Here is a 13,171-nt window from a genome sequence, read left to right on the forward strand (position 1 = left end):
CACCTCCCTTCTCTGGTACGGCGGGCGAGGGTGGGCGACCGTGCCGCAGCAGGCAGGCCGCTGCGGCACGGGGTGAGGCGGCCGGTCGGGAACGACCGGTCAGAGGGTGGCTGCCGGGGTGCGACCGGTCAGCGAGCCGGGTTGCCACAGGCGCGGTCCGCCGTGGCGGAGACGGAGGTGGAAGGCGAGGACGCCGCTGAGCCCGGTGGCGTAGTCGGCCACCACGGCCGTGCCGGTTTCGTCCGGGGCGAGGCGCCGTCCGCCGCGCAGGGCGTGCCGGTGGTGGATGCAGGCGGCGAGCCGGCCGGCCGCGTCGCGGTAGTGGTCGTCGCCGGTGGCCTGGGCGAGGTCGAGGAGGAAGTCCCCGTCACCCGCCAGTCCGTGGCACTGGGCGGGCGATGCGTGCCGGCGCGCGCGGAACACCGCTTCCGCCGCCTGAACCGCCAGGTCCAGGTACTGCTGCTCGCCGCTGGTCTGCCAGTACCTCAGGAGGAAGGTGCCGACTCCCGAGGATCCGCTGCACCAGTGGGTCTTGTGCCGCCGGTCGGTGTCTGCCGTCGGCCAGTGGGCGGCGCCGTCGTCGACCCGGGCCGCGGCTGCCAGGGTCCGGGCCGCGGCATCGGCCTGTTCGGCGTAGGTACCGTCCCCGGTGGCCCGGGCCGCCGCCAGCAGGAACGCGCCCACACCGGCTGTCCCGTGGGCGAAGCCGTAGTGGCTCACCCCGGCGAGAGCGGACGGGTAGTCGGCGGGGACGGGCCAGTGGATGCCGCCGTCGCGGTGTTCGGCCGCGGCGGTGACGGCGTCGGCCGCTCGGCGGGCCCGGTCCAGGAAGGCCGTCTCGCCGGTGGCCTCCCAGAACCTCAGCCGGGCCAGTCCGGCCCCGGAGGCACCGTGGCAGACGTCGGGGTTCGGGCAGGCCGTGGGTATGCGGGAGCTCAGGTCGCGGGCCTGCTGGACCAGTGCCGGGGCGTCCAGGGCCAGTCCGGCGTCCAGCAGTGCCCATGCGGTGCCGGACCGTCCGAAGTGGAGACCGGGCAGCATGCGCGGTTCACGCGTCACATGGCGGCCGATCCACTCCGCGGCGGTGGTCACCGCCTGCCGCAGTGCCGGGTCCGGCTCGGCCTGGTACGCGCGGACGAGGACCCCGAGGATCCCGGCCGCGCCGTGTTGCACGGCGAACGGGTCGGTGGTGGCGCCGAACGTCCCCGAGGGCCAGAGCCGGTCCGGATCCCGGGGGTCCATCGTCGCGAGGAGGTAATCGACGGCATCGGCGACGAGGGGTTTCAGATCCGGCCCGGTGAACGCGGCCTCGTGCCGGCCGGCTGCTTCCGGGGCGCTCCCTCCATGGGGCGGAGGGGGCGCCTGTGAGATGTCGGCGAGGCGGGTCGACACCTCCTCCAGCGGGGGCCGCCGCCCGGGGTCCTCGCGCATCAGTTCCAGGATGATCCCGCCGAGTTGCAGGGCTGCCGGGTTGGTGACGGCGAGCCGCTCCAGCCAGGTCCCGATCCGGTCTCCCGTCGGGCGGATCGGCGGTTCGTCGGCGGGCAGGACCGGATCCAGGCCGGTCACCAGGTAGAAGAAGGTGGCGCCCAGGCCGTGGAGGTCGGCGGCCGGGCCCGGTGCGGGCCCGAAGGCGGGGGCGTCGCGCTGTTCGGGCGCGGCGTATCCGGGTGTGCCGGCGCGACCGACGCGGTCCCCGGGGCGTGCCACCAGTTCCAGGTCGATCAGCCGTACCGAGCCGTCCGGGATGACCATGACATTGCTGGGGTTGAAGTCCCGCAGGACCAGGCCCTGCGCATGCGCGGCCGACATCAGCGCGGCCAGCCCCTGTGCCAGCCGTCGGGCGTCCTGCGGGGCGGGGCCCCAGGTGTCGCCGTGGCGGGTGAGGTTCTCGACCACCCATCGGCGCAGTGAGACACCGGGCAGGGCTTCCTGGACCAGGAACAGGTCTCCCTGCTGTTCGAACAGCCCGAGCGGGCGGGCGCTCAGCCCGGTCGGCTCCAGCAGTTCCAGCATCCGGGCCTCGTGCCGCCGGAGATCGCGGACATCGCTCCCGGTCAGCTCGGCGCCGGTGTGCGGCCGGGCTTGTTTGATGATGACGTCGGTGCCGGTGCGGCGGTCGGTGCCGCGGTACACCCCGCCGTGGAACGAGTGCCGGACGACCCCCCGGACCAGGTATCGGCCGTCGAGGAGGACGGGTCCGGGGCGGGGGTGCGGAGCGGAGGCACCCGGGGCCGGGGCAGGAGTCTCCGCCGGGTCGGCGGGCCGGAAGGGGTCGCGCGGCGCCCAGGGCGGTGGAGTGAACCAAGCCTTGCGGTGGTCCGGTGCCAGGGACCCGTCCGGAGCGATCAGAAAGGACTCGTAGGTCCCGTCGTTCCCCAGTACGGGTACGCCGCCGAAGGCTCCGTACCGGTAGTGCAGGAGGCTGTCGGCACGGTACCGCCGGTCCGAGAGGATGCCGGGTCCCGGGAGGCCCAGGGTGGCCCGGTGCAGTGCTTCGGCGAGTTCACGGAGCCGGTCGTCGTCGCATTCGGGGTAGACGGTGAGGAACTTCCCGCCGCCGCTGCGGCCCGCGTGCCGGGACACCAGCTCGCGCACCCGGTCCACGGTGGTGGCGAATTTGAAGGCGACGCGGTGCCGGATCAGCACGTCGGCGGCCCGGGCCAGGACGTACGGCGCGGACAGCGGTGTGGCGGAGAGGTGCAGTTTCCACCCCTGGGGGCGCAGCGGGCGGCCTGTGGGGGTCACCCGGCACCAGAATCCGCTGTCGTCGATCACCCGCCAGCGGTCTCTGTCCGCGCGGCTGTCGAGCCGTGCCCGCACGATGCCGGTCAGCAGTCGGTCGGGGCCGGTCCCGTCGGAGTGGTCCAAGGAGTCCACCGGGTTTCTCCTCCTGGCTCAGCAGCCGGGTGCAGCGTAGGCGGGGCGGCGCTCGATGCGCGCCAGGTCTTCCGGTGCGGCGAAGCGCTGGTCGAGGGCGCGGGTGGCCTCCGCCCAGCCGGCCATGGTCCGCACCGGGGCGAGGGTCTCGACGACGTAGGGGTCGCTCCAGCGCGCGACCGCCCGCTGCCACAGTTCGGCGGGGGGCTCCGTCAGCAGGCTGCCCACCGTGCCTTCGTAGATCGGCATGGCCCGCACCGCGCCGTCGGGCTCCACCTGGAGGGCGTGGAACCCGCCGCCCTCGGCGATCGCGACGTCGTACATCCAGAGGAAGGAGTTGTCCGTGGTGCGTACGGTGAGGGTGTCGGGTACGAGGGTCTGCAGCCGGGCGGCGAGTTCGCCCTCGGCGAGTTCTCCGGCCTGTGCGTCGGAGATGAGCTCGTGCTGCTGGAATCCGGTGCGGCTGGCCAGCCCGGCGGGCACGGCCGCCCCGAAGAAGATGAACCCGAGTTCCGGAAAGCGGTCCGCGACGGTGGTGCACAACTGTCCCATCTCGGGGAAGTTGGTTCGGACGACGACGTAGTCGATGCCGAGCCAGGGCTCCCGCTCCTGTGTGCCGCGGCGGTGGCGGGCCGCCTCGTCCAGCAGACCGAGGGCCCGCATGGCGCGGTCGTACGAGCCGGACCGGCCCCGGATCCGGTCGTGCACCTCGGGGGTGCCGCCGTCGATGCTGACGCTGACCCGGGAGAACAGTCGAGCGATGGGCTCGGTCATCCACGGCTCCAGTGACCAGCCGCCGGTGTACAGGATGATCTCGATACCGGCCCGCGCCAGTCGCTCCGCCACGTCGAAAACCCCCTTGACCAGGAGGGGTTCGCCGCCCGCCAGGGCAATACTGTCGGGCCCGAGCTCGATGAGCGCGTCGGCGACCCGCAGCATTCCGTCGAGGTCGAGTTGGCGCGCCGGGCGCCGTCCGGATTCGGAGTAGCAGTGCACGCAGCGCAGCGGACAGGTGTAGGTGATGTCCCAAACGATCTGAGCAGGGCCGTTGCGGGTCATGCGTCCCCCTGGTTGTTGTGTGACGAGCAGACAGCCGAGCCGAGGAGCAGGAAGTCGTGCGCCCGGTGGGCAGGGGGCAGGCCGGCGCTCGCCGTACCGACCGGTGCGGCCGCCCACCTCGTCCACCGGCTACGGGTCCTCCATCACGGCGGCACCGGCTGCAAGAGCCGCGCCGGATCCTCTGTTCACCAGTACTCCTCTTTCCCGGAGGCCGATCCCGGGCCGCCGGACCGCGAATACCGCCCGGCCCCCTGCCCGGCCGGCCCGCCCTCGAATATGGCGGAGCACGAGTCCCGGACGCATGAGTCAGATGTCCCGATGTCCCGGGACATCGAGAGTCCAGGGCTGCGGGACAGCCGGATCGCACACAGCAGGAAGGCGTGCAGTCATACGGCTCCGGGTGCCGCCGTCTCGCCGGCCTGCGGGAGCAGTCCTGACCCTGGGAATCAGCGGGTGAGGCGCTACGGCTCCCGGAGAGACGTCCGGGCGCCCTGGACGAACCGGCGGGCACTCCAGGACAATATCGCCCAATGCTCACAACCATCGCCAGGGCACCGACCGGAGAGGGCGGTAAGGCGCGAGGTCCCACCAGTACCGCAGGCGGACCTCTTCCTGCCGGTCGCACAGGCCACCGAGGTCCGCCGCTTCCCGCCTACCTCCGTCCACAACACCATCAAGCAGCCTCTGCGGCGCCGGTAGACCGCCGCCCTTGCCCTCTGGCCGCAACCATCACACAAGGCACCGGATGCCGGACCGCCGTAGGCACCGCACCGACGCCTCCGGGCATCGGACCGCAAGCCGGCACGGCCCCGCGCGCCAGCGCCGATCACAGGAAATCCCGGCACACCGGGAAGGCCGGCCGCGGCTGCACGGCGTGCCGGCACGGCACTCCCGCTCCTTGACGCCGGCCTGTCCCCCGTTCTCAGGAGAACTCCATGACCGACAAGCCGTCCGTGACTTCCCCCACCCAGCCGGCGACGGACACCGGCAAGCACCCCGGGCCCGCGGACGACGCCGCCACCGACGGGAACATCCATGTCGGCTACTGGGACGGTCCGGCCGACGACCGTACGCTCGATGAGGCAACCGACCGGCTCACCGACCTGGTGCGGGAGCGGCTCGCAGCCACTCCCGGCCAACACCTGCTGGACATCGGCTGCGGTACCGGGCGGCCCGCCCTGCGCATCGCCCGAGCCACCGATACCCGGGTCTCGGCGATCTCGGTCAGCCACGAGGACATCGCCCTCGCAAGGACCCGGGCGGCCGCCGCCGCCCTCGCCGACCGGGTGGACTTCCGGTACGCGGACGTGTGCGAACTGCCCTTCGCGGACGAATCCTTCGACGGCGCATGGACCATCGAATGCATGATGCACATCCGCGACCGGGCCACGGCCCTCACCGAGATCGCCCGGACCCTGCGCCCCGGGAGTCCTCTGGTCATCACCGATGTACTCCTCCGCTCGCCGGTGACCGGAGATGACGCGCATCTGGTCCGCCGGACCTGCCGGGCGTTCCAGTCACCGTCGCTGCCGGAACCGGCGGAGCTCCGCGCCGCCCTCCGCAGCGCCGGTCTCGAGGTGGTGGAGTTCAGCGATATCGGCGAGCATGTACGGCGCACGTACCAGGCCTTCGCGGACGCCTTCGGTAATACCGCGGTCTCCGCCGACGACCGCCATCACGAGTTCTTCGGCTTCGCCCGCTCCCTTCCCCTCTTCGGCGCGCTCCCCCAGGTCGGCTACGCCTTCGTGATCGCCCGCCGCCCTTGAAGAAGAATTCGGCGAACCCATGTTCACCGAAGACGGATGTTTCCCTCGGCGCACATGCCGGTAGGATCAGGAAGGGGATTCAACAGACCATCCGCCGCCGAATCCCCTATCGCCGTTCGGACCGTTCGATTTCATCCGTCTTTTGCCTAGCGTATGGCGCATGCGAATTTTATGTGCAGGTGAAATGAGGAAAGAATGGCCCGCACGTCCATCGGCAGCACCACCGGACCCCGGCTGATGGTAGGCGCGCTGATCCGCGACCCGTACGACCGGATCTTCGTCCAGCGCCGCTCGGCCGGCCGGCGTCTCTTCCCCGGCTGCTGGGACGTCGTCGGCGGCGCCGTCGAGGAGGGCGAAGCCCTCCCGGACGCACTCCGCAGGGAGATCGCGGAGGAGACCGGGTGGCGACTCCGCAGGATTCTCGCCCTGGTGGCACGCGAGGAGTGGACGGCGGACGGAGTCCGGTACATCGAATCGGACTACGTCGTCGAGGTGACCGGGAACCTGTCGTCACCCACGCTCGAACCGGACAAGCACACCGAGTTCGCCTGGCTCGCAGCCGCGGACCTCGCGCTGCTCGACGAGAACGTGCGGCGCGGCGGGAGCGGTTTCATCAGGGATGTCGTGACCGCGGGGCACGCCTGGCTCGCGGCGGCTCCCGGAGAGATATCCGGCGCTCGCTGAAGCATCTCGCGGCCAGGAGTCCGGCCGGGATCTCCATGACCCTCTCCCGGCCACCCCCGCCATCGTCACATGAATTTCCGTGAGGGGATGTTCCGCATGCCCGGCGACAGGCTGAAGAACGTGCGTCCGCGATCCCGAGTCCTGCTGATCGGTTTCGCCGGACAACAAGGAAGAGAATATCTTCCGATGATCGGGGAGAATGCGGATATCGTCGGCGGGGTCGACCCCGCCCCGGCGGCCCCGTCCCTGGCGCACAGTTGGGGATTCCCTCACTACCACCTCCTCGACCAGGCACTCGAAGAGGCCGAGTTCGACACCGCTGTCGTCACCGTGCCGCACAATGAGCACTTTCCGGTCTGTACGAAACTTCTGGCACACGGCAGCCACATCATCAAGGAGAAGCCGTTCGCCGTCACCGAGCGGGAAGCCCAGCAGCTGGTGCAGCTGGCGCAGCGGGCAGACCGTAGCGTGTTCACCCTGTTGCAGCGGAACTTCAGTCCTGTATTCCGGTTCGCCCGGGAGAATCTCGGGCGGATCGGGAAGCCCTACTGGTTCTCCTACGACTACCACTTCAACCTGGCTCATCCGACCGCCGGCTGGCGCGCCTCCCGGGAGCGAGCGCTGGGCGGTGTGCTCCTCGACATGGGCTACCACCTCGTCGACGTGCTGCACGGTCTGTTCCCCGAAGCGTCTCACGTGCACTCCTCCGATTTCGTGCACCACTACCAGGAGATGCGTGACCGCCGGCTGGAGGATCTTGCCGGTCTCATGTGCAGCTATCCCTCGACGGGCCTGGTGGGTTCACTGCGCATCTCACGCCATCACTACGAGAAGGCCGAGCACCTCTGCGTACTCGGCACCGAGGGAGCGCTGAGCGTCTCCCCCGGGACCGCGATCCTGCACTCCCTCGGAGGGCTGCCGCTGGATCGCTGCACGTCGAGGGAGTCCAAGGCCGACACCGTGCGTTCCATGATCGCCCATCATCTGGCGCACTTGGACGACCGCCGCTACCGCCAGGAACACCTTCAGCGTCAACTCGCCGTCGTACGCACGATCGACGGGATCTACCGGGACCGCTCGGGTGCGCGGAAGGACTTCGCCGACCGCTGCGCCTGACGCTGCCTCTCCGTGGCCCGGACCCGGAAGCCGAGACTGGAAGGACGCATGACCACCGCCGAACGACTCGCCCTCTTCGGGGGCGCACCCGCCATCGAGCAGCCGCTGCCCCACGAGGTATGGCCGCCTCCCGCCGAGCAGGCGGAGCTGGCCGAACTCGCGCGGCAGCGGAACACCGACATCTCCATCAAGGGCAACAGTGGTCCCATCGGGCGGCTCGAAGCCGACTTCCTCGCGTTTCTGGACGGCGGAGCCCGCTACGCGGTCACCTTCAACTCCGGTACCAGCTCCCTTCTCGCCGCGTACTTCGCCCTGGGCGTCCGGGAAGGCGTCGACGTGGTGGGTCCGGCGCTCACCTACCACGCGGCGCTGAGCCCCGTCTTCGCGCTCCGCGGTGATGTGGTGCTCGCCGATATCGACCCCGGGACCCGCTGTCTGGACCCCGCGGCACTGGAGGTCGCGCTCACCGAACACACCAAGGTGATCACGGCCGTCCACCAGTGGGGCCATCCCTGCGACATGGACGCGATCCTGCGGATCGCCGAGCGGTACGGGCTGCGCGTTCTGGAGGACTGCTCCCACGCCCACGGCAGCCGCTACCGGGGCAGGCCCGTCGGTACCTTCGGGGACGCCGCGGTCTTCTCCCTCCAGGCCAACAAGGCCGTGTACGCGGGAGAGGGCGGCATTCTCGTCACCAGCGACCCCGCGGTGCACGACCGCGCCACCCTCCTCGGACACTACCGGGACCGCTCGCGGGACGCCGTCGTCGACGAGGACCTGCGCGCGCACTGGGTCACCGGCTTCGGGCTGAAGCTCCGTATGTCACCGTTCAACGCCATCGTCGCCCGGCATGCGCTCGCGGCCTTCCCGGCACGCAAGGAGTCCCGGCACCGCTGCCTCCGCCACCTCGGCGAGCATCTCGCCGAGATCCCCTATCTGGAGCCGGTCCGGATCGGCGCCCATGTCGACATGGGCGCCTGGTACGGCTACAAACCGCTCTACCGGCCCGAGGTCCTGGGCGGCGTCCCCCGCTCCGTGCTCATTGAGGCCCTGCGCGCCGAAGGGATGGAAGTGGGTGCCCCCTCCGGCCCCCGGCTGGCCACCCTGCCGCTCTACTCCCGTCCGGAGAACCCCCTCTTCCCCGGAGTGCCGAAGAAGGGCGCGGCTCCCGTCAACGGCTCGTACGCCGAGCATGTCGAGCAGCACGCCCTCTCCCTGCCCACCTTCACCGACTGGCCCGGAGACACGAAGCTCATCGACCAGTACGCCGACGCCTTCCGCAAGATCGCCCGGCACCGCGAGGCGCTCGTGCGGTACGCGGACGGCCCGTCCCGATGACCATTTCCACCGGAAAGGCGGCGGACATGACGTTCGAGGAAACCCCCGAGACCGTGGCACAGGCCCTCCGGCACGCCCTCGTGGGTGACGACCTGCCGGACTCCTTCACGCTGCTGGGCCGGGAATGGAGCCTGCACCGGGGAGTCTTCCCGGGCACCCTCAGCGCAGCCACCGAGGTGATGGCCTCGATCGTGCCCTATCCCGAGAACGGCTCGTTCCTCGAAATCGGCTGCGGCACAGGCGTCATCGCCGTCACCGCGGCACTGCACGGATGTTCGTCCGTCACAGCGCTGGACATCAACGAGAAGGCGGTGGCCAATACGGTGGCGAACGCCGAGCGGCACGGCGTGAGCGACCGGGTACGGGTCCTCCACAGCGATATGTACACCGCGCTCGGGCCGGAGGATCGCTTCGACGCCATCTTCTGGAACGTGCCCTGGACCTATGTGGAGGACGGCTTCGCACTCTCCACCGACCTGCACTCCGCCGTCTTCGACCCGGGTTACCAGGGTCAGGCCCGATATGTCGCCGGGGCCCACGAGCATCTCGCCGACGGCGGCAGACTCCTGCTCGGCACGGCCGATCTGGGAGACCGCGAACGGCTCGACGAGCTGGTCGCCGGAGCCGGACTGCGGATCGAGCTGCTGCGCCGCGTACGCCGGATCGAAGAGATCCGAGTCATGGAGTATCACCTGTTCGAACTGCACGCCGCATGACCCGGCCGCCTCACGTGCCCGGAGAACCACGAGGTGTGGTGTGAGTCCTTCCCTGCCGCCCGGGGCGGATCTCGAACTGGCCCTGAAGCTCGCCGATCTCGCCGACGGCATCACCTGCCGCCGCTTCCAGGCCGGTGATCTGCGGGTACAGGAGAAGCCGGACCGTACGCCGGTGACCGACGCGGACACCGCCGTCGAGCACGCCGTGCGGGAGGCACTGCGCTCCGCCCGCCCGGACGACGGCTTCGCCGGGGAGGAGACCGGCGGTTCCGTCGGCGGCGGGCGCACCTGGATGGTCGACCCCGTCGACGGCACCAAGAACTTCCTCCGCGGTATCCCGGTCTGGGCCACCCTCGTCGCCCTGCTGGACAACGGCCGGCCCGTCGTGGGCGTGATCAGCGCGCCCGCCCTGCACAGCCGCTGGTGGGCGGCGGCCGGGCAGGGCGCCTGGCTTCGCCGGGGGCGACCCGACGGCCCGCCCCGCCCGCTGCGGGTCTCCGGCACCTCCCGGCTCGCCGACGCCTATCTGTCCACCACCAGCATCCGCACCTGGGATCTGTTCCACTCGCGCGAGGCATATCTCCGCCTGGCCGAGGCGTGCTGGGACGACCGGGCCTTCGGCGACTTCCTCCAGCACTGCATGGTTGCCGAAGGGACCCTCGACATCGCGGCGGAACCGGTCGTCAGTCCCTGGGACATCGCCGCCGTGCAGATTCTGGTGGAGGAGGCAGGCGGTATCTGCACCGATCTCCTGGGCGCCTCGCCGGGCAGCGGTGGCGGAGCTCTGTCGGCCAACCCCCGGCTGCACCGGACCGCCCTCGGAATCCTCTCGGCCCGGCCCGGTACCGCCACCGATCACGAAATTCGCAGAGAGGCGGACCGACCATGCTGATTCTCTCCTTCAAGGAGGGCCACGACGGGGCGATCGCGGCCGTCGAGGACGGCAGGCTGCTCTTCTCCCTGGAGGCCGAGAAGGACTCGTTCCTCCGCTACAGCAATCCGACCGCCGAGGTGTTCGCCCTGGCGGCCGAACGGCTGGACAGACAGCCGGACGTCATCGCCATGAGCGGCTGGATCAAGGGAACACAGGCCACGGACCAGCCCTCACGCGCCGGTTACTTCGGGGTGGGGGAAGCCGCGATCTCCGACGAGGCCGGCCGGTTCTTCGGAAAGAACGTGCGCATCTTCTCGTCCACTCATGAGCGCTCGCACATCATGACGTCCTACGGGATGTCCGCGTTCCGCCTGGACCAGCCCTTCTACAGCCTGGTGTGGGAGGGAAACATCGGCTCCTTCTACCGTATGGACGAGCGCGGGAAGGTGACCCATCTCAAGGAGGTGCTCAACCACCCGGGCAACAAGTACTCCTACGGATTCGCTCTCGCGGACCCCGGTTTCAGCCCGCACCAGGAATGGGTCCGTTTCCAGGACGCGGGCAAGCAGATGGCACTCGCCGGGTTCGCCGAGAACCGGCCGGCGACCCGGGCGGAACGGGAGACCATCGACTTCATCCTCGGTCGGACGGAGGTCATCACCGGTGCCCTGAAGAACCGGATGGCCGACTCCCCCTTCCATGACATCGGGGTGGAATCGGACGCGTACAAGAACCTTGCCGCCCGCCTCTCGGACGCCGTCTTCGACCGGTTCCACGCCTACGCTCAGGAGCATCTGACGGAGGGGCTCCCACTCCTGATCTCGGGAGGCTGCGGACTGAACTGCGAGTGGAACCGCCGCTGGCGCGAATGCGGTCTCTTTCCCGCGGTCTTCGTTCCGCCCTGCCCCAACGACAGCGGCTCCGCGATCGGGACCGCCATCGACGCCCAGCACTTCTACACCGGGTCGGCCGCCCTGGAGTGGGACGTCTATACCGGCGGCGAGTTCGTCGAGGACATCGGGTTCGATCCGCAGCGCTACGAGATCCGTCCGCTGGCCCACGGCGAAGTCGCCCGGTACCTCCGCGACGGGAACATCATCGGCTGGGCGCGGGGCCGCTGGGAGATCGGTCCCCGCGCGCTCGGGAACCGGTCGATCCTGGCCGCCCCCTTCACCGAGGAGACGACCGTCAGACTCAACAGGATCAAACAGCGGGAGAGCTACCGGCCCATCGCCCCGATCTGTCTGGAGCAGGACGCGGGCCGATGGTTCGACGGAGGCGTCCCCGACCCCTACATGCTCTACTTCAGCCGGGTCCGGACCGGCGAACTACGAGCGGTGACACATATCGACGGGACGGCCCGGACGCAGACCGTCACCCCGGCAGCGAACCCGGGAATGGCCGAACTGCTGACGTCGTTCCGGGATCTGACCGGATTCGGCGTCCTCTGCAATACGTCGCTCAACTACTCGGGCCGCGGGTTCATCAACCGGACCAGCGACCTGATCGCGTACGGAGAACTCCACGGCCTGGACGGCTATGTCGTCAATGACAACTTCATCACATCACGAACGTAGCGTGTTCATCACCGCATGCCGCGGAGATGGAATGCCGGTCAGAGGGGATCGGGGCAGCCCCGCAGAGGGCCGCGAAGGATGCCTCGGTCCGCATCCGTTCGCTGCTCCGTCAGGCGGCGGGGCCGGGGACGACCCCGCCGCCCATCGGTTCCCGTGACCACATCCGGCCGCGGGAACCGACGTCACGTGCTCTTGTTCCGTCTCCTCAGCACGGACGGAAGGAGCTGATCTTGTCGTTGATCCAGCCGGGCAGGCTGGCCCACCACTCCCAGGGGCCGATTCTGAACTCCAGCCCGCCGTAGTTGGGATGCTCGTAGAAGCAGATGGAGTAGTGCGAGTCGTTGACGATGGAGGAGACCTGATCCTGGTACTGGCCCAGGTTCGTATGGACATTGGGCATGCTGAAGGGGAGGGAATATCCTCCGTAGTTGACGTCCTTCCTCAGACACAGGCTGCGCCCGTTCCCCATGCAGCCGGCGGCCTCGGCGGGGGTCGCGTTCGCGAGAACACCCGCCGAGGCGGCGAGGGTGACAACAGCACCGAGAAGCGCCAGCCGGCGCTTGGCACGGGCAAGGACGGAGAACCTGCCTTCGTTGCTGGAATACATGGCTGCCTTTCTGTCGGCGGGCCGGCCACTTCTCGCCCTACCGGTTCATGGGGTGGCGATAAGCGGCCGGCGGGGAGGGTGGGCCGGCTCCCGTACCCGCCCCGCAGGGGCGCGCACGGAGGGCTGTGGTGCCGTGCGGATCGTCCTCGCTCAGCAGGGCCGGTAGGACGAGATCTTGTCGTTGATCCACCCGGGGATCGTGGCCCACATCTCGCCGGGGCCGATCCGGAACTCGAGACCGCCGAAGTTGCCGTGCTCGTAGAAGCACATGCGGAGATCCGTGCTGTTGGATATGGAGGAGACGCTGTCCCGCGCCGGGCCGCCGAGATTCGCGACGTACACGGGAGCGCCGCTCGGGTACACCGGGATCGAGTAGTTGGGGTTGGCGTAGATGAAGACGCCGCCCAGGGCGGCGGCCGGAGCGGCGGCCGCCGGGGCCGTAGTAGCCACCAGGCACGCCGAAACGGCCACGGCTCCCACGGCACCTGATGCGGCCAGACGCTGCCAGGCCTTCCTCAACAACGGCATGAGCTTGTCCTTTCCTCGCGGGAAAG

Annotated in this window: 11 protein-coding genes; 7 read left to right on the forward strand and 4 right to left on the reverse strand. The window is 69.8% G+C overall.

Features of this window, described 5'->3' with window-relative positions; genetic code table 11:
• Positions 1 to 99 precede the first annotated feature (99 nt).
• Together lanL and ACWDR0_RS06870 are read right to left on the reverse strand one after the other, a co-directional pair.
• On the reverse strand, positions 100 to 2,880 hold the full coding sequence (gene lanL / locus ACWDR0_RS06865) for a class IV lanthionine synthetase LanL (protein WP_456350584.1): 2,781 nt from the start codon (positions 2,878 to 2,880) through the stop codon (positions 100 to 102).
• A gap of 18 nt (positions 2,881 to 2,898) precedes the next feature.
• Positions 2,899 to 3,939: a radical SAM protein gene (locus ACWDR0_RS06870; protein ID WP_456350585.1), complete on the reverse strand. Its 1,041-nt coding sequence runs from the start codon at positions 3,937 to 3,939 to the stop codon at positions 2,899 to 2,901.
• A gap of 935 nt (positions 3,940 to 4,874) precedes the next feature.
• Between ACWDR0_RS06870 and ACWDR0_RS06875 the strand changes: the two genes are divergently transcribed.
• The 7 genes from ACWDR0_RS06875 to ACWDR0_RS06905 all read left to right on the forward strand — a co-directional run bounded on the left by ACWDR0_RS06875 (position 4,875) and on the right by ACWDR0_RS06905 (position 12,010).
• Complete coding sequence (locus ACWDR0_RS06875) at positions 4,875 to 5,705, forward strand: SAM-dependent methyltransferase (RefSeq protein WP_456350586.1); 831 nt, start codon at positions 4,875 to 4,877, stop codon at positions 5,703 to 5,705.
• Positions 5,706 to 5,900: 195 nt separating this feature from the next.
• Positions 5,901 to 6,389: an NUDIX hydrolase gene (locus ACWDR0_RS06880; protein WP_456350587.1), complete on the forward strand. Its 489-nt coding sequence runs from the start codon at positions 5,901 to 5,903 to the stop codon at positions 6,387 to 6,389.
• 96 nt (positions 6,390 to 6,485) lie between these two features.
• Positions 6,486 to 7,505, forward strand: a complete 1,020-nt coding sequence (locus ACWDR0_RS06885) for a Gfo/Idh/MocA family protein (RefSeq protein WP_456350633.1) — start codon at positions 6,486 to 6,488, stop codon at positions 7,503 to 7,505.
• Between the two features lie 48 nt (positions 7,506 to 7,553).
• Positions 7,554 to 8,843 (forward strand): DegT/DnrJ/EryC1/StrS aminotransferase family protein, encoded by a 1,290-nt coding sequence (locus ACWDR0_RS06890; protein ID WP_456350588.1) that lies wholly within the window; start codon positions 7,554 to 7,556, stop codon positions 8,841 to 8,843.
• A 26-nt stretch (positions 8,844 to 8,869) separates the two neighbouring features.
• Positions 8,870 to 9,559: a methyltransferase gene (locus tag ACWDR0_RS06895; protein WP_456350589.1), complete on the forward strand. Its 690-nt coding sequence runs from the start codon at positions 8,870 to 8,872 to the stop codon at positions 9,557 to 9,559.
• 40 nt (positions 9,560 to 9,599) lie between these two features.
• Positions 9,600 to 10,451 carry a histidinol-phosphatase gene (gene hisN / locus ACWDR0_RS06900; RefSeq protein WP_456350590.1) on the forward strand — a complete coding sequence of 284 codons (852 nt, stop codon included), beginning with the start codon at positions 9,600 to 9,602 and terminating at the stop codon, positions 10,449 to 10,451.
• On the forward strand, positions 10,445 to 12,010 hold the full coding sequence (locus ACWDR0_RS06905) for a carbamoyltransferase C-terminal domain-containing protein (RefSeq protein ID WP_456350591.1): 1,566 nt from the start codon (positions 10,445 to 10,447) through the stop codon (positions 12,008 to 12,010). The genes hisN and ACWDR0_RS06905 overlap by 7 nt, the downstream gene beginning before the upstream one ends.
• A 205-nt stretch (positions 12,011 to 12,215) precedes the next feature.
• On the opposite strand, the gene ACWDR0_RS06910 is transcribed toward ACWDR0_RS06905, so the two are convergent.
• Together ACWDR0_RS06910 and ACWDR0_RS06915 are read right to left on the reverse strand one after the other, a co-directional pair.
• Positions 12,216 to 12,617, reverse strand: a complete 402-nt coding sequence (locus ACWDR0_RS06910) for a peptidase inhibitor family I36 protein (RefSeq protein WP_456350592.1) — start codon at positions 12,615 to 12,617, stop codon at positions 12,216 to 12,218.
• 150 nt (positions 12,618 to 12,767) lie between these two features.
• A complete protein-coding gene (locus ACWDR0_RS06915; RefSeq protein ID WP_456350593.1) occupies positions 12,768 to 13,145 on the reverse strand; it encodes a hypothetical protein in 378 nt (125 codons plus the stop codon).
• Positions 13,146 to 13,171 lie beyond the last annotated feature (26 nt).

It is taken from the genome of Streptomyces sp. NPDC003691 (genome assembly GCF_053981115.1).

What these genes read in the sequence shown, in the direction of transcription:
- ACWDR0_RS06870 (WP_456350585.1), bottom strand. Translation starts at nt 3,939, where the DNA reads ATGACCCGCAACGGCCCTGCTCAGATCGTTTGGGACATCACCTACACC.
- ACWDR0_RS06875 (WP_456350586.1), top strand. Translation starts at nt 4,875, where the DNA reads ATGACCGACAAGCCGTCCGTGACTTCCCCCACCCAGCCGGCGACGGAC.
- ACWDR0_RS06880 (WP_456350587.1), top strand. Translation starts at nt 5,901, where the DNA reads ATGGCCCGCACGTCCATCGGCAGCACCACCGGACCCCGGCTGATGGTA.
- ACWDR0_RS06885 (WP_456350633.1), top strand. Translation starts at nt 6,486, where the DNA reads ATGCCCGGCGACAGGCTGAAGAACGTGCGTCCGCGATCCCGAGTCCTG.
- ACWDR0_RS06890 (WP_456350588.1), top strand. Translation starts at nt 7,554, where the DNA reads ATGACCACCGCCGAACGACTCGCCCTCTTCGGGGGCGCACCCGCCATC.
- ACWDR0_RS06895 (WP_456350589.1), top strand. Translation starts at nt 8,870, where the DNA reads ATGACGTTCGAGGAAACCCCCGAGACCGTGGCACAGGCCCTCCGGCAC.
- ACWDR0_RS06905 (WP_456350591.1), top strand. Translation starts at nt 10,445, where the DNA reads ATGCTGATTCTCTCCTTCAAGGAGGGCCACGACGGGGCGATCGCGGCC.
- ACWDR0_RS06910 (WP_456350592.1), bottom strand. Translation starts at nt 12,617, where the DNA reads ATGTATTCCAGCAACGAAGGCAGGTTCTCCGTCCTTGCCCGTGCCAAG.
- ACWDR0_RS06915 (WP_456350593.1), bottom strand. Translation starts at nt 13,145, where the DNA reads ATGCCGTTGTTGAGGAAGGCCTGGCAGCGTCTGGCCGCATCAGGTGCC.